At 69.7% G+C, this 21,015-nt stretch carries 16 protein-coding genes and 1 pseudogene; 6 read left to right on the top strand and 11 right to left on the bottom strand.

Annotated features, from left to right (window positions below; translation table 11 throughout):
* The first annotated feature begins 1 nt into the window (after nt 1).
* Complete coding sequence (locus AB0C38_RS24280) at nt 2-640, top strand: DUF6308 family protein (protein ID WP_360677156.1); 639 nt, start codon at nt 2-4, stop codon at nt 638-640.
* Between the two features lie 33 nt (nt 641-673).
* Here the strand turns inward: AB0C38_RS24280 and AB0C38_RS24275 are convergent, their stop codons facing one another.
* Nucleotides 674-1,876 carry a cytochrome P450 gene (locus tag AB0C38_RS24275; protein WP_360677154.1) on the bottom strand — a complete coding sequence of 401 codons (1,203 nt, stop codon included), beginning with the start codon at nt 1,874-1,876 and terminating at the stop codon, nt 674-676.
* A 103-nt stretch (nt 1,877-1,979) separates the two neighbouring features.
* On the opposite strand from AB0C38_RS24275, the gene AB0C38_RS24270 reads away from it, so the two are divergent.
* Nucleotides 1,980-5,096 carry a BTAD domain-containing putative transcriptional regulator gene (locus tag AB0C38_RS24270; protein WP_360677152.1) on the top strand — a complete coding sequence of 1,039 codons (3,117 nt, stop codon included), beginning with the start codon at nt 1,980-1,982 and terminating at the stop codon, nt 5,094-5,096.
* Here the strand turns inward: AB0C38_RS24270 and AB0C38_RS24265 are convergent.
* Together AB0C38_RS24265 and AB0C38_RS24260 are read right to left on the bottom strand one after the other, a co-directional pair.
* The gene (locus AB0C38_RS24265) at nt 5,080-5,820 is read right to left on the bottom strand and encodes an ABC transporter permease (RefSeq protein WP_360677150.1); all 741 of its coding nucleotides are present in this window, start codon (nt 5,818-5,820) and stop codon (nt 5,080-5,082) included. The two genes, AB0C38_RS24270 and AB0C38_RS24265, sit on opposite strands and share 17 nt — an antisense overlap.
* Complete coding sequence (locus AB0C38_RS24260) at nt 5,817-6,752, bottom strand: ATP-binding cassette domain-containing protein (protein WP_360677148.1); 936 nt, start codon at nt 6,750-6,752, stop codon at nt 5,817-5,819. The genes AB0C38_RS24265 and AB0C38_RS24260 overlap by 4 nt, the downstream gene beginning before the upstream one ends.
* A 383-nt stretch (nt 6,753-7,135) precedes the next feature.
* Here AB0C38_RS24260 and AB0C38_RS24255 point away from each other — a divergent pair, with 383 nt between their 5' ends.
* Nucleotides 7,136-7,426: a hypothetical protein gene (locus AB0C38_RS24255; protein ID WP_360677146.1), complete on the top strand. Its 291-nt coding sequence runs from the start codon at nt 7,136-7,138 to the stop codon at nt 7,424-7,426.
* Complete coding sequence (locus AB0C38_RS24250; protein ID WP_360677144.1) at nt 7,404-7,694, top strand: hypothetical protein; 291 nt, start codon at nt 7,404-7,406, stop codon at nt 7,692-7,694. Before AB0C38_RS24255 ends, AB0C38_RS24250 begins: the two co-directional genes overlap by 23 nt.
* A gap of 220 nt (nt 7,695-7,914) precedes the next feature.
* Here the strand turns inward: AB0C38_RS24250 and AB0C38_RS24245 are convergent, their stop codons facing one another.
* The 8 genes from AB0C38_RS24245 to AB0C38_RS24210 all read right to left on the bottom strand — a co-directional run bounded on the left by AB0C38_RS24245 (nt 7,915) and on the right by AB0C38_RS24210 (nt 14,415).
* Complete coding sequence (locus AB0C38_RS24245; protein ID WP_360677142.1) at nt 7,915-8,601, bottom strand: class I SAM-dependent methyltransferase; 687 nt, start codon at nt 8,599-8,601, stop codon at nt 7,915-7,917.
* Between the two features lie 38 nt (nt 8,602-8,639).
* On the bottom strand, nt 8,640-9,878 hold the full coding sequence (locus AB0C38_RS24240; RefSeq protein WP_360677140.1) for an acyl-CoA dehydrogenase family protein: 1,239 nt from the start codon (nt 9,876-9,878) through the stop codon (nt 8,640-8,642).
* A 34-nt stretch (nt 9,879-9,912) separates the two neighbouring features.
* The gene (locus tag AB0C38_RS24235) at nt 9,913-11,457 is read right to left on the bottom strand and encodes a 4-hydroxyphenylacetate 3-hydroxylase N-terminal domain-containing protein (protein ID WP_360677138.1); all 1,545 of its coding nucleotides are present in this window, start codon (nt 11,455-11,457) and stop codon (nt 9,913-9,915) included.
* A 17-nt stretch (nt 11,458-11,474) separates the two neighbouring features.
* Entirely contained in the window at nt 11,475-11,609 is a 135-nt protein-coding gene (locus AB0C38_RS24230) for a hypothetical protein (protein ID WP_360677136.1), read from the bottom strand.
* A 184-nt stretch (nt 11,610-11,793) separates the two neighbouring features.
* Complete coding sequence (locus tag AB0C38_RS24225) at nt 11,794-12,249, bottom strand: SgcJ/EcaC family oxidoreductase (protein WP_360677134.1); 456 nt, start codon at nt 12,247-12,249, stop codon at nt 11,794-11,796.
* Nucleotides 12,250-12,300: 51 nt separating this feature from the next.
* On the bottom strand, nt 12,301-12,774 hold the full coding sequence (locus AB0C38_RS24220; RefSeq protein ID WP_360677132.1) for an SgcJ/EcaC family oxidoreductase: 474 nt from the start codon (nt 12,772-12,774) through the stop codon (nt 12,301-12,303).
* Nucleotides 12,758-13,909 carry a hypothetical protein gene (locus AB0C38_RS24215; RefSeq protein ID WP_360677130.1) on the bottom strand — a complete coding sequence of 384 codons (1,152 nt, stop codon included), beginning with the start codon at nt 13,907-13,909 and terminating at the stop codon, nt 12,758-12,760. The genes AB0C38_RS24220 and AB0C38_RS24215 overlap by 17 nt, the downstream gene beginning before the upstream one ends.
* 62 nt (nt 13,910-13,971) lie before the next feature.
* Nucleotides 13,972-14,415 carry a thiamine pyrophosphate-binding protein gene (locus AB0C38_RS24210; protein WP_360677128.1) on the bottom strand — a complete coding sequence of 148 codons (444 nt, stop codon included), beginning with the start codon at nt 14,413-14,415 and terminating at the stop codon, nt 13,972-13,974.
* Between the two features lie 159 nt (nt 14,416-14,574).
* On the opposite strand from AB0C38_RS24210, the pseudogene AB0C38_RS24205 reads away from it, so the two are divergent.
* A pseudogene (locus tag AB0C38_RS24205) lies at nt 14,575-14,847 on the top strand (4-hydroxyphenylacetate 3-hydroxylase N-terminal domain-containing protein); the annotation flags it as partial.
* 341 nt (nt 14,848-15,188) lie between these two features.
* Nucleotides 15,189-21,014 carry an SDR family NAD(P)-dependent oxidoreductase gene (locus AB0C38_RS24200; RefSeq protein ID WP_360677126.1) on the top strand — a complete coding sequence of 1,942 codons (5,826 nt, stop codon included), beginning with the start codon at nt 15,189-15,191 and terminating at the stop codon, nt 21,012-21,014.
* The last annotated feature ends 1 nt before the right edge of the window (nt 21,015 follow it).

Genomic DNA, 21,015 nt, shown 5'->3' with positions numbered 1-21,015 from the left:
TATGACCGACTACGCCCACCAGCACCACGTCCTGGACGAATGCGTCCGCGGCGAACACCGCGAAGAGTCCCTGGCAGCACTGCGCCGATACTTCGGCCAACGCCGCTACACGGGCCGCTGGTTCGAGCGTTTCGCCGGCGGCGGCGACGGCCCATCGGTCGCCAACACGGTGACCGAAGCGGACGTCCTGGCGCTGAACTTCCTCAGCATCACGAGCCTGGCCGAAGTCGCGATCGACACGACGATGACCTACGCACACCAGATCAGGGAGCTGCTGGAGCAGATCCCGGCGGACGTCCCGATGCACTCGGCCCCGTGGTCGACGTACGCCCCGGGCGCACCGGCGTTCCGCCTGTGGGAGCTGTTCAGGCAATGCGGCGGCAAACACCGCCCGGTGACGGCGTCCAAGCTGCTGGCCCGCAAGCGCCCCCGCCTGACGCCGGTGTACGACAGCCAGGTCAGAGCGATCCTCAAGGCGCCGGCGAGCCCGTGGAACTGCCTGTGGAGCTGGTTCCACACGGACTCGACGAGAGCGTCGGCGCTGGCGGACCTGCGGAAGGAGGCGGGTGGGATCGAGGACATCAGCTTGCTGAGATGCCTCGACGTCGTGCTGTGGATGCGGGCCCGGAAGGGGCCGTGACACGCGGCCGATCCCGCGTGTCACGGCCGAATCTCACCAGGTGACCGGCAGTTCGTGAACACCGTAGATGTTCATGTCGGTCCGGAGCTTCACCTCTCCGGCGGGGATGGCGAGCCGGAGAGCCGGGAAGCGGCGCAGCAGCCCCTCGAACCCGGCCCGCATCTCGATGCGCGCCAGCTGCTGCCCCAAGCACTGGTGCACGCCGTGGCCGAACGACAGGAGTCCCCGCGCGTTGCGCCGGATGTCCAACGCGTCCGGCTCCGGGAAGCGCTGCGGGTCGCGGTTGGCGGCCAGCAGCGAGACGACCACAGTCGACCCCTTGGCGATCGTCTCGCCGCCCAGCGAGAGATCCTCCGTCGCGTAGCGGAAGAAAATGTCGGCCACGGACAGGTACCGCAACAGCTCCTCAACTGCACCCGGCATCAACGACGGATCCTCACGCAGCGAAGCGAGTTCCGACGGGTGCTCCAGCAGCGCGAAAGTACCCAAGGACAGCATGTTGGCCGTGGTCTCGTGCCCCGCGATCAGCAGCAGGAACGCCGCCCCGGTCAGCTCTTCGATCGTGAGGTCTTCGTGGCGGGCCAGGTCGGACAGGATGTCCTCACCCGGCGAAGAACGCTTGTGCGTGACCAGTTCGGACAGATACGTGTTCAGCGCGATGTACGCACCCATCTTCTCTTCGAGCGTCTGGTCCCGGACCATGAACTGCGCCGAGTTGGCCTGGAAGCTTTCCCGGTCCTCGTACGCGACGCCGAGCAGCTCGCAGATCACCAGCGACGGCACCGGCAGCGCGAACTCCTTCACCAGGTCGATCGGCGGGGCCAGGCGCGCGAGGTGGTCCAGCTGCTGCTCGACGATCTCGGCGATGTGCTCCTCGAGCTGCTTCATCCGCTTCACGGTGAAGGCACCGGTGAGCCGCTTGCGCAGCCGGCCGTGGTCCGGCGGGTCCATCGCGATGAACATGCCCGGCAGCTGCGGGGACGGCTCGGTCGCGACGGGCATGCCGGGCGTCTCGTACGGCACGTGGACGACGTCGAGGTCCAGCCGCGAGCTGAACCGCGGGTCGGCCATCATCTGCCGCACCGCCTCGTAGCCGGTGACGAGCCAGCCCTCGTGCCCGTCGGGGAACGTCATCGGGCTGACCGGGCGAGCGTCGCGCAGCCGGGTGATCTCGCGGGGCGGGTCGAACGGACCCGCGTCGCGCTCCATCGGGAGTCCCTGCGGGATGTCGCTCATCGGAGGTCCTTTCGTGGTGGTTGTGCCCACCACCATCGCCGCCGGACCTGACATGGCGCTGACACGGCCCGGACATCGACGGGCCCGTGGCATGATCGGCCGGGTGCAGATCGGGATACTGGGGTCATTCGAAGTTCGTGCGGACGACGGCGTCGTGGCCGACGTGCCGGGCGCCCGGCTGCGCGGACTGCTGATCGCTCTCGCGCTCGAGCCGGGTCGCGTGGTGCCGAAGGCGACGCTCGTCGACTGGATCTGGGGCGAGAACCCGCCCGCCGACGCGGCGAACGCGTTGCAGCGCTTGGTTTCCCGGCTGCGAAAGGTGCTTCCGGACGGCGAGGTCGAGGGCAAGCCCGCCGGCTACCGGCTGACCGTGGACCCCGACGCCGTCGACGCCGTGCGGTTCGAACGCCTCGTCACCCAGGCCCGCGACGACGACGATCCGGGACGGCTGCGCGAAGCCCTCGCGTTGTGGCGCGGCGCGGCCATGCAGGACGTCGGCCTGCAGGAGAGCGCGGCGTTCGACGCGGCGGTCACCCGGCTCGAGGGCCTGCGCCTGGCCGCCCTGGAGGACCGGTTCGACGCGGAGATCAGCCGCGGCCACGGCGTGAAGCTGGTCACAGAGCTGACCGACCTGGTCGCCGCGAACCCGGTCCGGGAACGGCTGGTCGGCGCGTTGATGCGAGCCCTCGTCGCGAGCGGCCGCGACTCCGAAGCACTGCTCGTCTACGAACGCCTGCGGGAGACCCTGGCCGACGAGCTGGGCGTCGACCCGTCGCCGGAGCTGTCCGAACTGCACGTCGCGCTGCTGCGGGGCGAGCTGGGCCGGCGCGAGGAGACACGGACGACCAACCTGCGGGCCGAGCTGACCAGCTACGTCGGCAAGGACGCCGACGTCACCGCGGTCCGCGAGCTCGTCGCCGAACACCGGCTCACCACCCTGGTCGGGCCGGGCGGCTCGGGGAAGACCCGGCTGGCCACCGAAACCGCGCGCACGATGCTGGGCGACCTGCCCGACGGCGCCTGGCTGGTCGAGCTGGCGCCCATCGGCGCGGACGGCGATGTCGCGCAGGCGACGCTCTCCGCGCTGAAGCTTCGGGACGCGCTGCTCGGCGACGCACCGGACACCGAGCCCACGGACCGGGTCATCGCGGCGGTCCGCGACCGGGACCTGGTGCTGGTCCTGGACAACTGCGAGCACGTGATCGAGTCCGCGGCGGCGTTCGCCCACCGCGTGCTCGGCGAGTGCCGCCGGCTGCGGATCCTCGCGACGAGCCGGGAGCCGCTCGGCATCACCGGTGAAGCGCTGTGGCCGGTCGCGCCGCTGGTCCTGCCCGCGGAGGACGCCGACCCGGACAAGATCGCGTCCGCGCCGGCCGTGCAGCTGCTGCGGGAGCGGGCCGGTGCGGTGCGCACGGACCTCGCGGCCGACGCCGCCACGCTGTCGACGCTGGCTCGCGTCTGCCGGGCGCTGGACGGGATGCCGCTGGCCATCGAGCTCGCTGCGGCCCGGCTGCGCACGATGTCGCTCGAGCAGCTCGCCAACCGGCTCGACGACCGGTTCCGCCTGCTGACCGGCGGCAGCCGCACCGCGCTGCCGCGGCACCGGACGCTGCGCGCGGTGATCGACTGGAGCTGGGAACTGCTCTCCGACGACGAACGCGTCGTCTTGTGCCGGCTCTCGGTGTTCGCCGGTGGCGCGAGCCTGGAAGCGGCCGAGCGGGTCTGCGCGAGCGACGCGGCCGAGGAGCTCCTGACCGCGCTGGCCGAGAAGTCGCTGGTGGTCACCGAAGGCGACCAGGCACCGCGGTACCGGATGCTCGGCACGATCAAGGAGTACGCCGAGCAGCGTCTCGCCGAGGCCGGCGACACGGACTCGGCGCGTCAAGCGCACCTCGCGTACTTCACCGAACTCGCCGAAACCGCGGAGCCGCACCTTCGCCGCGCCGACCAGCTCACCTGGCTCGCCACGCTCGACGCGGAACACGACAACATCGTCGCCGCGATGCGCGGGGCCCTCGCGGCCGGCGAGGCCCTCGGGGCGATGCGGCTCGCGGCGGCCGCCGGCTGGTACTGGTGGCTCGCCGGGCACAAGACCGAGGGCAACGAGCTGCTCATGGCGGCCACCGCCGTCCCCGGCGAGGTGCCCGACGAAATCCGCGCCACGGTGTACGCGTTCGTCACGGGGTTCCTGACGTCCGGCCGGGAAAGCGACCAGTTCCAGGCGGCGGACTGGATCCACCAGGTGTACGAGCTCAACCAGCGCTTACGGCGCCCGCACCCGGCGGTGGCGCTCGTCGCCGCGCTGGAACGGATGCTGCAGGCGCCGGACGCGTTCCTGCCCGCGTGGGAACCGTTGCTCTCCGAGGACGATCCTTGGGTCCGCGGCCTCGCCCGGCTGCAGCTCGGCAAGATGCGGATCCAGCTCGGCGGTGCCGGGGAAGAGGCGGACGCCTTCCTCGAGACGGCGCTGACCGAGTTCCGCGCGCTCGGCGAACGGTGGGGGACGTCGTTCGCGCTGACCGAGCTGGCCGACCGGATCGCCATGCGCGGCGACTTCGCCGGCGCGTGCGAACACTACGAACAGGCGATCGTCGTCGTCACCGAGGTCGGCGCCGTCGAGGACGTCGTGCGGATGCGGTCGCGGCAGGCCCAGCTCTACTGGCTGTCGGGGGACGAAGAAGCCAGCGCGTCGGCGATGGCCGAGGCTCAGCGGCGCGCGGAACGGGTCGCGTGGCCGGAAGCGCTGACCGAGCTGGCCCTCGCGAAGGCGGAGCTGGCCCGCTGGAGCGGCGACACCGTCCAGGCGCGCCGCCAGCTCGACGTCGCGACGGCCACGCTGGGCACGGCCGCCGAGCGGCCCAACGTCCAGGTGACGACCCAGGACTTGCTCGGCTACCTCGCCGAGGATCTCGCCGAAGCCCGCGAGCACCGCGTCGCGGCCTTCCGGGCGGCCTCGGAGACGGGGACCGCGCCGATGATCGCGCAGGTGCTCGTCGGGATCGCGGACTTGGCTCTGCGCAAGGAAGAGTACGAACAAGCCGCGCGGCTGCTCGCGGCGAGCACCGGCGTGCGCGGCCTGCCGGACCGCACCCAGCCGGACGTCGCCCGGATCGAGCAGGCCACGCGGAATCGCCTCGGTGACACGAAGTTCACCGAGGCGACTCAGGAGGGGACGGGAGCGAACTGGCGCGAGCTGGCCGAGGTCACGCTCGCTTCTTGAACGTCGACCGGGCCCACAGGTAACCGACCAGGGCGATCCCGACGCACCACGCGATCGCGGCGATCGCGTAGCCGGTGGACGGCGTGCCGTTGAGCAGCCCGCGCACGGTCTCGATGATCGGCGTGAAGGGCTGGTACTCCGCGAACTGCCGCAGACCTGGGCCCATCTTGTCCGCCGGGGCGATCGCGCTGCTGAAGAACGGCAGCATGACCAGCGGCACGGAAGCGAGGCCCGCCGTCTCCGGCGACTTCGCGAACAGTCCCAACGCGACGGTCAGCCAGCCGGCCGCGAAGGCCAGCAGCACGACCATGCCGAGCACGCCCAGCCAGTCGAGGAAGCTCGCGTGGGGACGGAAACCCAGCGCGAAGGCCACCCCGACGAGCGCGGCGATGGCGACCAGGTTCGTCAGGACGCTCGCGACGACGTGCCCGGTCAGCACCGCGCCCCGCGAGACGTCCATGACCTTGAACCGGTTGATGATGCCCTTGGTCATGTCGGAGTTCACCGACGTCGCGGTCGCGCCGAGGCCGTAGCAGACGGCCAGCAGCATGAGGCCGGGCGTCGCGTAGTCGACGTAGTTCACGCCGACGCTGAACGCGTCCCCGAGCATGTAGACGAACATCAGCATGATCACGATCGGCATCAGGACCGCGTTGAACACCGACGTCGGGTTCCGGGCGATGTGCTTGAAGTTGCGGCGCAGCATGACAGTCTGGGCGCTCATTTCGAGGGGACCTCCGTGGTGTGGCCCGTCAGGGCGAGGAAAACGTCGTCAAGGTCAGGGGTGTGGACGGAGAACTCTTCGGCGCCGATGGCGTACTCGTCGAGCCGGTCGAGCAGGTTGCGCAGCGACTTCGTGCCGCCGTCGCCGGGAACCCGCAGGGTGAGCGACTCGTCGTCGCGGGTGGAGCCGCTGATGACCCGCGCGGCCGCGTCGAGCTCGGCGACGCTGGTGAACCGGAGCCGGACGTGGGTGCCGGGGATCTGGCGCTTGAGTTCGTCGGGCGTGCCCTGGGCGACCAGCCGCCCGCGGTCGAGCACGGCGATCTTGTCGGCGAGCTGGTCGGCTTCGTCGAGGTACTGGGTGGTGAGGAAGATGGTGACGCCGTCGGCGACGAGGTCCTTGACGATGGACCACATGGTGCGCCGGCTGCGCGGGTCGAGGCCGGTGGTGGGCTCGTCGAGGAAGATGATCCGCGGGTCCCCGACGAGCGTCATGGCGAGGTCGAGCTTCCGCCGCATGCCCCCGGAGTAGGTGGAGGCGGGCTTCTGCGCGGACTCGCTGAGTTCGAAGCGCTCGAGGAGGTCCGCGACGACCCGCTTCCCGTTCGTGACGGGGCTGAGATCGACCATGAGCTGCAGGTTTTCCTGCCCGCTGAGCAGCTCATCGACGGCGGCGAACTGCCCGGTGACCCCGATGGCCTTCCGAACAGCCTTGGCCTCGGAGTCGATGTCATGCCCGGCAACGCGCACAGTCCCGCCGTCGGCTTGGGCGAGCGTGGTCAGGATGTTGACGGTGGTGGTCTTCCCGGCCCCGTTGGGCCCGAGGAGGGAGAAAACGCTCCCCGAGGGAACATCGAGATCGATCCCATCGAGGACGACTTTGTCTTGGTAGGCCTTCCGGAGGCCGGTAGCGGTGATCGCCGAGGTGGTCATGGGAGAACCTTGAGGGGCGGCCCTGACACCAACCTGACCCCGAACTGACACGACGTCTGACACGGCCGCGGGCTGCATGCTCGACCGGAAGGCGGTGGCGCTGGCCCGCGCGGGCCGGAACCTGGTCGGCGTCGGTACCCATGAGGCTCCCGGCGGGTCCGACCGGTCGCGTGGGTGTCCGGGGACGAGGGCCGCACCGCGCGCGAGATCGAGTTGCTGAACGACGCGCCCGGCTACTGGGCGCCCACGGCGGTCGCGGCGGAGGGCGCTCAGATCCTCGTGGCCGGTTCCTTCGGCGCGGGCGCGACCTCCAGACCGCCACGGTGCCGAGAGCCGGCGGGACGTGGCTACTGGCCGGCGGATCCGCGGCCGGCGCGGGGGTCGTGACCGGAGAACCAGGCGACTGGAGACTCGTCGATCGGGCGGCGCTGGGTGACGACAGGGTCATCGGCGGGACCATCGACGAAGCGGGCAAACCGGTGCTGATCGGGGAGCGCATCGAGCAGGACTGGAGCGCGTCGACCCGACCCTGCTCGGTGGTTTGGGCGCTCGGTACCGACGGTTGGCAGCGGGACGAACTGGGCTGTCCGAGGGCCTCGGTCAGCGCCGCCGCGAGCCTGCCGGACGGCCGGGTGCTCCTGGCGAGCAGCCGTGACCTCTGGATCCGACCTTGAAAGCGCCGTCACCCAAACGAAAAAGGCCCGCGCCCTTACGGCGAGCCTTCAAAACGTGGGCCTGAAGTGGCACAACCCAAACTCTTTGCTGGTCGTCGAGGGACCGGAGCTCACCATCGAGCCACCCACTCCCCGCCACTCAGCATCTACCAACAGTAACCGCCGCTTTGGCCTAGACGATGACCAGACCCAGCTGCTCATCGCTGCCTATCAGGCCGGCTCGACCGTGTACCAGTTCGGCATCGAACGCCGCGCAGTCACCAGCTAACGGACGAGCGGGAAGACTATTTTCCCGGCAGCTTACCCTGCGCCAGATACGCCGCCGCGCGCTGCAGGACCACCTTCTCCTGCTCCAGCAACCGGTTACGCTTCTTGGCTTCGCGCAGCCCAACGGCCTCCTCCGAAGTAAGTCCGGGCCGGGTTCCGTCGGCGACAAACCCGGCGCGGGCCGCGGGGTGTGCCTGACCAAGTTTAACTACTACCGTGGACTACGCTGCGGCGCGCGAGTAGTTGGCTCGCTTATACGCTAGGGTCACACCATCGAAGACCGGCAGCATGCTCAGGTCAACCCGGTCATCATCGCATAGTGCGGCGTTCAGCGCGCGGAGCGAGTCTGTCTCCTGATCACTGATGTCGGGGCGCGCCACCTTGCCTGACCAGAGCACGTTGTCCAGCACAAGCAGTCCGCCCGGCCGGAGTAATTCAAGGCATCGTTCGAAGTAGTCGGCATAGCTTTCTTTATTACAGTCGATGAACGCGAAGTCCACAGTGCCGGCGGCACCGTCGGCAAGCAGTACGTCCAAGGTCTCGACGGCGGGACGGATTTCCACCTGGATACGGTCGGCGACCCCGGCCCGTTCCCAGAAAGGGCGGCCGATCTCGGGCCACTGCGCGTTGACGTCGCACGTGATGACGCGCCCATGTGCGGGGACGGCGCGGGCCATGGCCAGCGTACCATACCCGGTGAACGTCCCGACCTCGACGACGGTGGTGGCCCCCGTCAGCCGGACGAGGAAGCCAAGCAACTGCGCCTCCTCTGGTGGAGTCAACATGCCGCGCTCGAACAAGAGCCGCATGGTGGCCGCCCGCAGCTCACGCGCGATGTCGTCTTCGCGAAGGGAAACATCCCGCACATACTCCTGGATTTGCTGGTCCAGCACCAAATTGCGGAGCACCCGGTTCCTCCTGATCTCGGCGGTAGCGTGTTGTGAGCTCAGCTCGCGATGCCCAGTTCCAGTTGAGCGAGTTCACGGGGGGCGATGGTGGCCAGATAGATGTGCACTCCGGCATGCGTATGCAGGGTCGACATATCCCGCCAGATCCGCTCGAGCCGTTCGCCCGCACGTACGGCGCTGGTCCCGGCGGTGGGAAACAGAATGTCGGATACCGCGTTCCACGCCAGCCGTACGACCTCGCGGCTGATGATCGACATCCGGAGCTCCACCTCACGTGTGACATTCCCCTGCTCGGCCGTCTCATGCCATTGCCTTAGCATGTCCGTCATCGCCGCCCGTGCCGTCGCGATGCGTCCAGCCGCTTCGCCGTAACGGAGCTGAAAATCCGGGTCCTCAGCACGCGGTCCGAACGGCGGATACGTGATCGGACGTTCCCGCGTCAGCTCGGCGTAGACATCCAGCGCCGCGGTGGCCATGCCCACGGCCAGCGCGCCGAGCTGGAAGGTGAACGGGGCCACCACGCTGCCGCCGTACAAGGTGGTGCGATGCAACCGAAGCCCCGGCGTTCCCCCAACGACGGAGGTCATTCCCATATGCGTACCAGGCAGCGCGTAGTGCGCCGGGATGTGCGCCTTCTCGACTTTGACGCTGTACGAGCCACTGCCTTTCAGACCAAGCTGAGAACCCCAGTCGTCCAGCCGCCGCCACTGGTCCCTCGGCACGATGAACATCATCGGCTCGGGCGGTTCTCCTTCCGCTCCCGCGACGAAGGTCTGGCCGACGAAATGAGTGGCGTAGGGCGAGCCGGAGGCATAGCGGAACACGCCGTCCACGATCCAGCCGCCGTCTTCGGCAGGCTCGGCGAACCCGGCCGGCGCGATGACCCCCGGGCAGATGAAGTCACCGCCCGCGAATAGCTCATTCTGCGCTTGTTCGCCATAAACAGTAGCAATCAGATGGGCGTGGGACGCCCCGAAGGTGTACATCCACGCCGTCGACGCGCACCCTCGCGCGAGCCTTTCAACCACCTGCATGTGAGTGTCAATACCGAATTCGTAACCGCCGTACCGCCGTGGCACCAGTAGCCGGTAGAAGCCGGATTTGAGCAGCAGTTCATGCGTGTCGAGCGCATAGAATCCGCGAGCCTCCGTCTCCTGCTGTCGGCCGACGAGCGTCTTGGCGATCCGTTCGGCGCGGGCCAAGACTTCGTGCTCGGTCAGGCCCGGCTCTGGTGGAAGCGGATAGTCCTTCGCCGAGGTATCCATGGCGGCTGTCATGCGCTGACCGTCCTTTCATCGAAACATGATCACGTCAGCCAAGTAGGGCTCGGCCTGCCTCGCCGATGTCGGGGAACGAGGCGAGGTCCGGCACCCGCCAGCCGTTCAGGTCATATTCGGCAAGACAGCGGTCGACGAACGCACGATAGCCGTCGAGCTTGCCGTCGCCGAGTTGCCCACGAAGTAATTCGGTCCTGGTGTTTTCGTGGTTACCGGAATAGTTGCGTTCGTAGAGTTCGTGCCTGCCGCCGAATTCGGTGCCGACCGTGTCCCAGAGCAGTTTCATCACCTTTACCCGCTCGACGGCGTCGACCCCGTTCGATCCGCGCAGGTACTTGTCAAGGTACGGCCGGATGTCATCGTTGTGGAAGTCCTGCGCGCTGGAGTTAAGGTAGATCAGTCCGCTCGCGACATCTTGCAACACGATCTCCCTGATCCTCGCGTAGCCGATCTGGGAGAACCAGCGGTAAGCCATGACGTAGTCCGGGTTGGGCAGGACAGCGCCACCCCGCCACGGCACCGGGTTCCGCGCTGCGGCGTCGGACAGCCCCCAGAACAGATTGCGCCAAGCGAGCACTTCCCCTAGTCGCGTCTGTACCCCGCGGAAATCGGATACCCCGGTGATGTCTAGCGCCTTGGCCAGCAGACCGGCGATGAACTCCAGTTTCACCGCGAGCCGCGTACAACCGTGAAACATGGCGCGCTCGTTGAACCCGGAATACCCGGTAAACATGCCGACCTTGGCAGTATCCCCATAGATGAACACGTTTTCCCACGGGATCAGCACCTTGTCCAGCACCAGCACGCTGTCGTTCTCGTCCAGCCGCGAGGACAGCGGGTAGTCGAACGGGCTGCCGGTCAGCGCGGCCGAGGCGGCGTACGACTGGCGGCAGATCAGTTTTTGGCCAGGGGCGTTCATCGGCACGGTGGCGACAATGGCGAACTTGCGGTCTTTGATGGGCAACCCGGTGTGGGCGATGAAGTTGTAATGCGTGAGCGCGGAGTTCGTCGCGACGACCTTCGCTCCGCTCACCACCAGACCGCTGTCGGTCTCCCGCTCGACGTGCACGAACACATCGGCGACCTCGTCCGGCGGCCGGTGCCGGTCCACCGGCGGATGTACGAAGGCGTGGTTCCAGTACAGGACCTTCTCCTGTGACTCCCGGTACCAGCGCTTCGCATTGTCGGCGAACGGGTTGTAGAAGTCGGCGTTCGCGCCGAGCGTGCCGAGGAACGACGCCTTGTAGTCCGGACCACGGCCCATCCAGCCGTAGCTCAGCCGTGACCACGCGGCGATGGCCTGTTGGTCAGCGACCAGATCGGCCGCGCTGTGCGGCGTGGTGAAAAACCGGTGCGTGTAGCCGCCGGGGCCGCCGGCGTCGGTTTCGGTGGTCAGCACGTCCCGATGCTCCGGGTCGTGCAGTGCGTCGTAGAGCCGGGCCGTCATGCGCGCCGGGTTGCGGAACGCGGGATGTTCGGTGACGTCCTTGACTCGGTCGCCATAGAGGTAGATCTCGCGGCTGTCGCGGAGACTTTCAAGATATTCGGCGCCGGTCAGCGGCCGGGTCTGTTCGGTCATCGCGTTCTCTTTGTCTCTCAGGCCGCGGTGCTCTGCGTGGCGTCGACAAGTGCCGCGGGACCGGCGACCGTGGAGATGTCGAAGAGCACGTTGATCGTGATCTCCACCCCGAATTTCGTCCGGATCAGGTCCCGAATGGAATCGGCTGACATCGCATCTCCTGTGCCTGATTGGTTCTGACGTGCGGCCTCGGTTCCGGCCAGCCATGGCGGCGCGGTCCTAGCCGACACCACGGCTGGGCCGCTTTGCTCGCGGTGACGCCACGTGACGCCACCGACCGCCACTTTTGTGGGGATGTCTCCTCAATCCCGATCGAGGTCGAGGAGACACACGCACCTAACTCTTGACAGGGCTCGTCTGCCTCGACATGACCCGCCAGTCGCCGTCCTTCTTGACGAGCACCCACAGCGAGCGGGCCAGCTCATCCGGTTCGATGCCGTCTTGGCCCTTCTTGACGACACCTCCCTCGGTGACCGCGATCGCTACCGAGTCGGTCAGCAGGCGGACCTCCTTCGGCTCGTCGGTCAGCCGGCTTCCCTGGAAACCACCGGCGAAGGCGTCGGCCAGGTACGCGCGGATCTCCTCACGGCTGCTCAGCTGGGCATCGCCCACGAGCATGCTGCCGTTGTCGACGAACAGGTCGGCGATGGCGTCGGCGTCGTTCGCGTCCCACCCCGCCCGTACGCGCAGCTGCGCGGTCACCACGGCACCCTCGACCCCGTTGGGGTAGGGGCCGTAGTGCGACGCCCACTTCTTCGCACCCTCCACGAGGGCTTCGGCGTTGCTGCTCATTGGTTCGTCCTCCAAGCGAATCTTGTCAGGTGTTTTGCTGATCGCGGCGGATTACCAGCGCAGGGTCGCGCCGTCCCCACGCGGGCTGTTCTGGTAGGCGGCGAGCTGCCACTGGCCGTCCCGCTTCACGACGACCCAGCTCGACAGCACCGCCAGTTCCGGCGCGATCTCGGTCTCCCCGGGCGCGAGAATTCCGCCGTGCGTCCGGAACACGGCGACGTCGTCGGTGACGAACCGAAAATCGACCGGTCGTCCCGTTACGCCCGTTCCCTTGAACGGACCGGAATAAGCGGCCGCCATGAAAGCCTGGATCTCTTCGCGGCCGCGCTTGTAGACATCGCCGGGAAGCAGCATCACACCCTCTTCGGTGAACACCTTCGCGACGTCGGTCGCGTCGTTGCGCGACCACGCCTCGACCAGCCGCAGCGGCACGCCAAGGGCTTCCTTCTGCTTCTCGCCGGTGAACTCGCCGTAGTAAGCGTCCAGGGCGTCGCTGGTCGCCTCGGCCTCATGAATCGCGGTCATTGAACGTCCTCTCGAAATCAGGACAGGCACTTCCAGTAATGGCCTGTCGATTATGGTTGCCGGTCACGGGCCCGGCCGTCTCCTCGCTTGCCGATCCGCGTCCGCCCGCAGCTCCGCCAGGAATGGCGCGACCACCTCGCGAACGATCTTGCAGTCGAGTACCAGCGTTCCCGGCATGCCTGCCGCGCACCATTCGCGCAGCACCGAAAGGTCGCCGGCGGTGCGTACCGTGGCGACCTGGGCCCCGAACGCGGCGGCCACCCCGGCATCGTCGTAGACGACGGCAAGGACCGAACGACGGGAACGGATCAGCGTCTCCAGGGTCGGGAAGCCCCATCAACGCGCCGCCGTCGCCAAGGGCGACCACGGTCAGCCGGTCGGCCCTGCCAGCGGCCGCCCCGGCGAACCCGAAACCGATCGTCTGGAAGGCCGAACCGATGAAGATCGTCGCCGCGGGATCCGGCATCGACCAGTACATGAAGGGCCATGCGATGAAGTGGCCTCCGTCGAGCACGACCGTCCGTTCCGCGGGAAGGATTCCAGCGAGCTCCAAGCTCAGCGTGCGCGGGTCGATCCGTTCGGTCGTGCTCACGTCCGTGTACGGCTCCTGTGCCCACCCCACTCCGGCCAGCATCGGCTCCGCCACGTCGCGCCAGTCGGTGCGCACCAGTTCGGCCGCGTCGATGGCGTCGAGCAGCGCGGTCGCGGCGTCTGTGGCGTCGGCCTCGATCTCCAGGTTGACACGGGCCACCTCTCGTCGGGGGCCGCTGTCTGCTCGGATTACCGTGGCCGCCGGGTCGATCAGCCTGCCGCCGTGCGGGGTCAGGGCGTCGAGCGACGCACCGAAGGCCAGCACCAGGTCGGCCTGCCCGATCAGGTCCGCGGCCACCGGGGACGCGAAACCGCCGCACACGCCGATGGACCACCGGGAGCCGCCGAACAGGCCGTTCGCCATCCCCGTCGTCGTCAGCAGCCCGCCGACCCGCGCCGCGAGGTCCTGCAACACCTTGGCCGCACCCGACCGCCACGCACCCAGCCCGGCGAGCACCAGCGGCCTGCGCGCCGTGGCGAGCCGGTGCAGGACGGCGTCCACTTCCGCCGGCTGGCGTGCGGGCCGGCGGACCGGCTCGCTCACCACCGCCGGTTCCCCTTCGCCGGAACATGCGGCGGAGGCCAGGTCGGCAGGCAGGCACAACATCACCGGGCCGTCCCCGTCGCGGGCGAGCGCCAGCGCCCGTGCCGCCGCACCGGCTCGCCTGCCGTCACGCGGACCGCGCGGGCGCCGATCGCGTCGGCGAATCCGGCCGTGTTCATGTCGAAAGGGCGCGGGCCGCCGGTCGGCGTATCACCGCAGATGACGATCACGGAGCTGCGATGTTTCACCGCCTCGCTCAACGCCGTGGCGGTACTGGAAAGACCGGCTCCATGCGTGGTGGCGCAGACCGCGGTCTCGCCGGTGGCCCGGTAGGAGGCGTCGGCCATCGCCATCGCCCCGCCTTCGTGCCGGGCGGCCACGTAGTCGACGCCGTGCCGGATCAGGCCGGCGACGGCGAGGAAATTGCCCGCACCGACGACGCCGAACGCCTGCCGTACGCCGCCACGGGCGAGCTCCCTCACCAGAACGGACACCAGGTCTGTCATGTCCCGCGTCCCATCGTCGACGAATGGCCTATGTGGCACCACGTTCGCAGCACCCACGGAACCGGTGCGTCTCCCTGGCTGCTTCCGGCAGGGCGATCGGCACGAGAAGCGCACGGTCGGAGACGCCCTCGTGAGAACCGTGCTGTGACGCTTGACCACATGAATGGGCCACTGACCGGCGACGAGACGTCGAGAGCATCCGTGACGGCAGGGAGATCTACCTCTACGGCGACCGGGTGAAGGACGTGACGACCCATCCTGCCTTCCGAAACCCGGTGCGGATGACGGCACGGATGTACGACGCCCCTGCACGACCCGGCCCGGCGCGAGGACCTGCTGCGGCCGGGCGACGCCGTGGACGGGCCGACGCACAGCTTCTTCACCACCCCGCGCAGTGCCGACGACCTGGTCGCCGACCAGCGGTCCATCGCGGTGAGCGTTCCCGAACGCCTCGGCGACCGCGTCTTCTCGATTGCTGCCCGCGACAACAGCGATTCTCGCACGGTTCCTGCGCGGCCACGGCCGGGGCACTATCAGAGAAGACGTTTCTTACGCTTACTGGGCATGCTGTCAACAGCGAGTCTTCGCAAAGCGTCGCGCTCGGGGTTCCAGCTGCCACGAATCGTGCGTCGCCAACAGGCCGTGCGTTTCGAACGATATGAAAGGTAGTCCATGAGCAGCTTTGACGTTTCGCGCATTCTTGCGAACGCCAGGACGGTAGCCGTATGTCGTGGCGGACGGGATGCGCGAACGGCGGGAATGTGGTGGTCCTGATGGGTGTCGAGCGGGTCGCGATCGTCGGTGTCGGTCTGTGCTATCCGGACGCCAACTCGCCGGGTGAGCTGTGGGAGAACGTGCTGGCGGGGCGCCGGGCTTTCCGGCGGTTGCCGGACGAACGGATGAACAGCCAGGACTACTGGTCACCCGATCCCGATGCCCCGGACCGGTTCTACTCGCGGCAGGCGGCCGTGCTGCGCGACTTCGAGTTCGACCGGGTGCGGTACAAGGTCGCGGGGAGCACGTACCGCTCCACCGACCTGACCCACTGGCTGGCGCTCGAGGTGGCGTCGAGGGCGCTGGCCGACGCCGGACTGCCCGGCGGCGAAGGACTGCCGAGGGAGTCGACCGGTGTCGTGCTGGGCAACACCCTTACCGGCGAGTTCTCCAGGGCCAACCTCATGCGGCTGCGCTGGCCCTACGTCCGGCGGACCGTGGCCGCCGCGCTGGCCGAGAAGGGCTGGGGTAAGGACGAGACGGCGACGTTCCTCGGCGAGCTGGAGCAGCGGTACAAGGCGCCGTTCCCCGGGATCGACGAGGACACGCTCGCCGGTGGGCTCGCCAACACGATCGCGGGCCGGATCTGCAACCACTTCGACTTCAAGGGCGGCGGGTTCACCGTCGACGGCGCGTGCTCGTCGTCGCTGCTGTCCGTCGCGACGGCGGCGAACGCGCTGGCCGACGGTGAGCTGGACGTGGCGCTCGCCGGTGGCGTCGACCTTTCGATCGACCCGTTCGAGGTGATCGGCTTCGCCAAGACCGGCGCGCTGGCCACCGGCGAGATGAAGGTCTACGACCGGGGCTCGAACGGCTTCTGGCCCGGCGAGGGTTCCGGGATGCTGGTGCTGATGCGGGAGAGCGACGCGCTCGCCAGGGGCGCGCGGATCTACGCCTCGATCACCGGCTGGGGAATCTCCTCGGACGGCAAGGGCGGCATCACACGGCCGGAGGTCGGCGGCCACCGGCTCGCGCTGGCGCGGGCCTACGGCCGCGCGGGCTACGGCGTGGAAACGGTGTCCTATTTCGAGGGACACGGCACCGGGACCGCGGTCGGCGACGCCACCGAGATCGAGGCGCTCTCGTCGGCCCGCCGGGACGCGGACGCGAGCGCCGAACCGGCCGCGCTCAGCACCATCAAGGGAAACTTCGGGCACACCAAGGCAGCGGCGGGGGTCGCCGGGTTGATCAAGGCGGCCCTGGCCGTATACCACCAGGTGATCCCACCGGCCACCGGCCACGTCGACCCGCACCCGCAGCTGCTGGCGGAGTCGGCGGCGATGTACGTGCCGCGCGAGGCGGGGCTGTGGCCCGCCGAGCGGCCGGTCCGGGCCGGGGTCTCCGCGATGGGCTTCGGCGGGATCAACTCGCATATCGCCGTCGAGCAGGCCCCCGGCGTGCCGCGGCGCGTGGAACTGGACGACACCACGAGGAACCTGGTCACTGGAAGGCAGGACGCGGAGCTGCTCCTGCTCGACGCGGGCGACCTCGCCGAGCTGCGCGAGCGGATCGAAAAGGTGGCGGGGTTCGTCGGCAAGCTGGCGATGGCCGAGCTGACCGACCTGGCCGGGGCGCTGGCGGGCACGCTGACCGGCGGGGCCGCGCGGGCCGCGGTCGTGGCGAGCACGCCGGACGAGGCCGAGCGCAAGCTGACCCGCTTGCTCAGCACGCTCGAAGGAGGGGCGACCAGTGTTTTCGCCGCCGGTGAGGGCGTCTTCGCCGCGGCCAGGACGAGTGCCCCGCGCATCGCGTACCTGTTCCCCGGGCAGGGCTCTGGCCGGGGTGTCGCCGGCGCGCTGCGGCGCCGGTTCCTCTCGGCCGACGACATCTTCCGGATCGCGAACCTGCCCGAGGGCGGCGACCAGGTGGCGACCGAGGTGGCCCAGCCCCGCATCGTCACCGGCTCGCTCGCGGCGTTGCGGGTGCTCGGCGAGCTCGGTATCGAGGCGGCCATCGCGGCCGGGCACAGCCTCGGCGAGCTGGTCGCGCTGCACTGGGGCGGGGCGATGGACGAGGCGCAGGTGCTCCGGCTCGCCGCGATCCGCGGCAAGGTGATGGCCGGCGCCAGCCACGGCGACGGGGCGATGGCCGGGCTGGCCACCGACCCGAACGGCGTGGAGCGCTTCGCCGACGGCGAAGACGTGGTGATCGCCGGGTACAACGCGCCGAGGCAGACCGTGATCTCCGGCCCCGCCGAGGCGGTGGAAAGGGTGTGCGCGAAGGCGCGGGCCGCCGACGTGACCGCGACGAGGATCAACGTCTCGCACGCGTTCCACTCGCCCGCCGTCGAACCGGCCGCCGAGGCGCTGACCGAGCAACTGGCCGGGTTCGGGTTCGACCGGCTCAGCGGGGCGGTGGTGTCCACCGTGACCGGTGAGGTACTGCACGGCGCCGAGGACCTCGGCGAGCTGCTGCGCGACCAGGTCGTGCTGCCGGTGCGGTTCCGCGAGGCCGCGGCGAAGGCGGCCGAGGGCTGCGATCTCGTGCTCGAGGTCGGTCCCGGCCGGGTACTCGCCGGGCTGCTCGAGTCGATCGCGCCGGGTACCCCGGTGCTGTCGGTGGACACCGACAGCGGCTCGTTGTCGTCGTTGCTTTCCGTCGCGGGCGCGGCGTTCAGCCTCGGCGCGCCCGTGCGGACCGAGGCCCTGTTCGAGGGCAGGGTTGTGCGGCCGATCTCGCTCGAAGGCGATATGACCTTCCTGGCCAGCCCATGTGAGTCGGCTCCGGCGATCGACGCCGAGCTGGTGTCCGCCGAACCCGCCGAGCGGCCAAGGCAGGAAGCGGCCGAACCGATCGGTGGCGGTGGCAGCACGCTGGATCTGCTGCGCAAGCTGGCCGCGGAGCGCGTCGAGCTGCCGCTGGAGACCCTCACCGCGGACAGCCACCCGCTGGACGACCTGCACCTGAGTTCCATCACGGTCGGCCAGCTGGTCAACGAGGCGACCAGGGCGCTCGGCCGCCCGCCGCTGGAGGGCATGCCCAACTTCGCCACCGCGTGCCTCGGTGACCTGGCCGAGATGATCGACGAGCTGGCCGAGACCGAGCAGGCCAAGGACGGGACGTCCGGGGCCGGCGAGGTGCCGGGCGTCGAGCCGTGGGTGCGCTCGTTCGCCGTGGACTACGTCGAGCGGCCGCGCCCGGGCGCCGATCTCGGCTCGGCGGTGGGCGCGACGCACGAGTGGACCGTGTTCGCCCCGGACGGCCACCCGCTGGCCGAACCGCTGCGAGCCGCGCTGGCCAGCGCGGGGGTCGGCGACGGCGTGCTGCTGTGCCTGCCCGCCGACTGCGGTGCCGACCACCTCGGCCTGTTCCTCGACGCGGGCAGGGCGGCGCTGGCCGCACCGACCGGTACCCGGTTCGTCGTGGTGCAGCGCGGGCTCGGGGCCGCCGGGCTGGCCAGGACGCTGCGGCTGGAGGACCCTTCGACGCGAACCACGATCGTTGACCTCGACGACATCGTGCCCTCGGGCGACGCGCTCGCCGACGCGGTGTCCACCGTGGTCGCCGAGGTGGCGGCCACGACGGACTTCGCCGAGGTGCGGTACACCGCCGACGGCAGGCGGACCGTGCCGATGCTGGAGGCGAGGCAGGCGAGGACGGTCGAACCCGGCACGTCGCCGCTCGGCGAGGGCGACGTACTGCTGGTCACCGGAGGCGGCAAGGGCATCACGGCCGAGTGCGCGCTGGCGATCGCGAAGGATTCCGGGGCGAAACTGGCCCTGCTCGGCAGGGCCGACCCGGCCGAGGACACCGAGCTGGCGGCCAACCTGTCCAGATTGGACGCGGCGGGTGTGCGGTACCGCTACGTGCGGGCCGACGTGACGTCGGCCGGGCAGGTGGGCGAGGCGGTCGAGCAGGTGCAGGCCAGCCTCGGCCAGGTCACCGCGGTGCTGCACGGGGCGGGGCGGAACGAACCCGCGGCCCTGGTCTCCCTTACCGAGCAGGGATTCCGTTCGACGGTGGCGCCCAAGGTGGACGGCCTGAAAGCGGTACTGTCCGCTGTGGACGCCGACCGGATCAAGCTGCTGGTGACCTTCGGCAGCATCATCGGCAGGGCGGGCCTGCGCGGAGAGGCGCACTACGCCACCGCCAACGACTGGATGTCCGAGCTGACCTTGCGGTTCGGCCAGGAACACCCAGGGGCCCGTGTGCTGGCGATGGAGTGGTCGGTGTGGTCCGGCGCCGGGATGGGCGAGAAGCTGGGCGTGGTCGAGGCGTTGCAGCGCGACGGCATCACCCCGATCTCCACCGAGAACGGCATCGACGTGCTGCGCCAGGTGCTCGCCGACCCAGGGGCGCCGCCGGTGCTCGTCGTCGGTGGCCGCACGGGCGGGCTGGCCACGCTGCCCATCGAGCGGCCCGAGCTGCCGCTGACCAGGTTCGTGGACAGGGCCGTCGTGCACTACCCCGGGATCGAGCTGATCACCGAGGCCGATCTCGCCGACGGCAGCGATCCCTATCTCGGCGACCATCTGCTCGACGGCGACCTGCTCTTCCCCGCGGTGCTGGGCATGGAGGCGATGACCCAGGTGGCCGCGGCGGTGAGCGGGCGGACGGGCTCGCCGCGGCTGGACGGCGTCGAGTTCCTCCGGCCGATCGTGGTGCCCCGCACGGGCTCGACCACGATCAGGGTGGCCGCACTGGTCCGCGACCAGGACACGGTCGACGTCGTGATCCGCAGCGGGGACACCGGGTTCGCCGCGGACCACTTCCGGGCCAGGCTGCGGTATTCCGGCCCCGAGCCGGAACGGGGCGAGGTCACCGGGGCGCACGAGCTGTCGGCGGTTCCGGTGGACCCGGTGACCGAGCTCTACGGCAGCGTGCTGTTCCAGGGCAAGCGGTTCCAGCGGCTGCTGGCCTACCGCAGGGCGAGCGCGCGGCAGGCGGTGGCCGAGATCTCCACCAGGTCCGAGGCCGCGTGGTTCGCGCCGTTCCTTCCGCAGGAACGGATCCTGGCCGACCCGGGTACGCGGGACGCGATGATGCACGCGATCCAGTGCTGCGTCCCGGACGCGACGCTGCTGCCGCAGGGCATCGAGCGGCTGTACCTCGCCGACCGCGAGCGGCAGCAGGCCCTGGAGTACGTGGTGCTGGACGCGGTGGAGCGGTCGCAGGACGGCGACACCTACGTCTACGACCTCGACGTGCGGGCCCAGGACGGCGAGCTGGTGGAGCGCTGGGAGGGGCTGACCCTGCGGGCGGTCCGCAAGCGGGACGGTGCCGGACCGTGGGTTCCGGCCGTGCTCGGATCCTATGTGGAGCGTGCGCTGGAGCGGGTGCTCGGTGGCCACCGGGCGGTGGTGGTCGAGCCCGACCCCGCCGACGGCGACGTCGGCACGACCGCGCAGCGCAGGGCACAGACCGAGCTGGCCGCGAGCAGGGCGGCGGGCAGGCTGGTGCGGCTGCGCTACCGCCCGGACGGCAAGCCGGAGGCGGACGGGTTCGAGGTCTCGGCCTCGCACACCGCGGGCCTGACGTTCGTGGTGGCCGGTTCCGGCAAGCTCACCTGCGACGCCGAGGCCGCCACCGAGCGCGGCGCACAGGACTGGGCCGGCCTGCTCGGCGCCGAGCTGCTCGCGGTGAGCGACCTGCTCGCCGCCGAGTCGGGCGAGCCGGTGACGGTGTCGCGCACGAGGGTGTGGACCGCGCTGGAGTGCGTCCGCAAGACCGGTGAGCTGACCCAGTCGCTGGCCGTGCACCGGGTGCACCAGGACGGCTGGGCCGTGCTGTCCGCTGGCGGGGCGAAGATCGCGACCTGGGCGACGATGGTGCACGACCGGCCCGCCCCGGTGGTGTTCGCGGTACTCGCGGGAGAGGAAGCCTGAG

Origin of the sequence: Amycolatopsis sp. NPDC048633 (assembly GCF_040650695.1) — a bacterium.
Lineage (GTDB): Bacteria > Actinomycetota > Actinomycetes > Mycobacteriales > Pseudonocardiaceae > Amycolatopsis.
The sequence above is the reverse complement of the archived record's forward strand: the minus strand, read 5'-3'. Positions and strand labels throughout refer to the sequence as shown.

Excerpts from the sequence above, each read along its gene's own strand:
- AB0C38_RS24280 (WP_360677156.1), top strand. The coding sequence starts at position 2 with ATGACCGACTACGCCCACCAGCACCACGTCCTGGACGAATGCGTCCGC.
- AB0C38_RS24275 (WP_360677154.1), bottom strand. The coding sequence starts at position 1,876 with ATGAGCGACATCCCGCAGGGACTCCCGATGGAGCGCGACGCGGGTCCG.
- AB0C38_RS24265 (WP_360677150.1), bottom strand. The coding sequence starts at position 5,820 with ATGAGCGCCCAGACTGTCATGCTGCGCCGCAACTTCAAGCACATCGCC.
- AB0C38_RS24260 (WP_360677148.1), bottom strand. The coding sequence starts at position 6,752 with ATGACCACCTCGGCGATCACCGCTACCGGCCTCCGGAAGGCCTACCAA.
- AB0C38_RS24240 (WP_360677140.1), bottom strand. The coding sequence starts at position 9,878 with ATGACAGCCGCCATGGATACCTCGGCGAAGGACTATCCGCTTCCACCA.
- AB0C38_RS24235 (WP_360677138.1), bottom strand. The coding sequence starts at position 11,457 with ATGACCGAACAGACCCGGCCGCTGACCGGCGCCGAATATCTTGAAAGT.
- AB0C38_RS24230 (WP_360677136.1), bottom strand. The coding sequence starts at position 11,609 with ATGTCAGCCGATTCCATTCGGGACCTGATCCGGACGAAATTCGGGGTG.
- AB0C38_RS24225 (WP_360677134.1), bottom strand. The coding sequence starts at position 12,249 with ATGAGCAGCAACGCCGAAGCCCTCGTGGAGGGTGCGAAGAAGTGGGCG.
- AB0C38_RS24220 (WP_360677132.1), bottom strand. The coding sequence starts at position 12,774 with ATGACCGCGATTCATGAGGCCGAGGCGACCAGCGACGCCCTGGACGCT.
- AB0C38_RS24210 (WP_360677128.1), bottom strand. The coding sequence starts at position 14,415 with ATGACAGACCTGGTGTCCGTTCTGGTGAGGGAGCTCGCCCGTGGCGGC.
- AB0C38_RS24200 (WP_360677126.1), top strand. The coding sequence starts at position 15,189 with ATGGGTGTCGAGCGGGTCGCGATCGTCGGTGTCGGTCTGTGCTATCCG.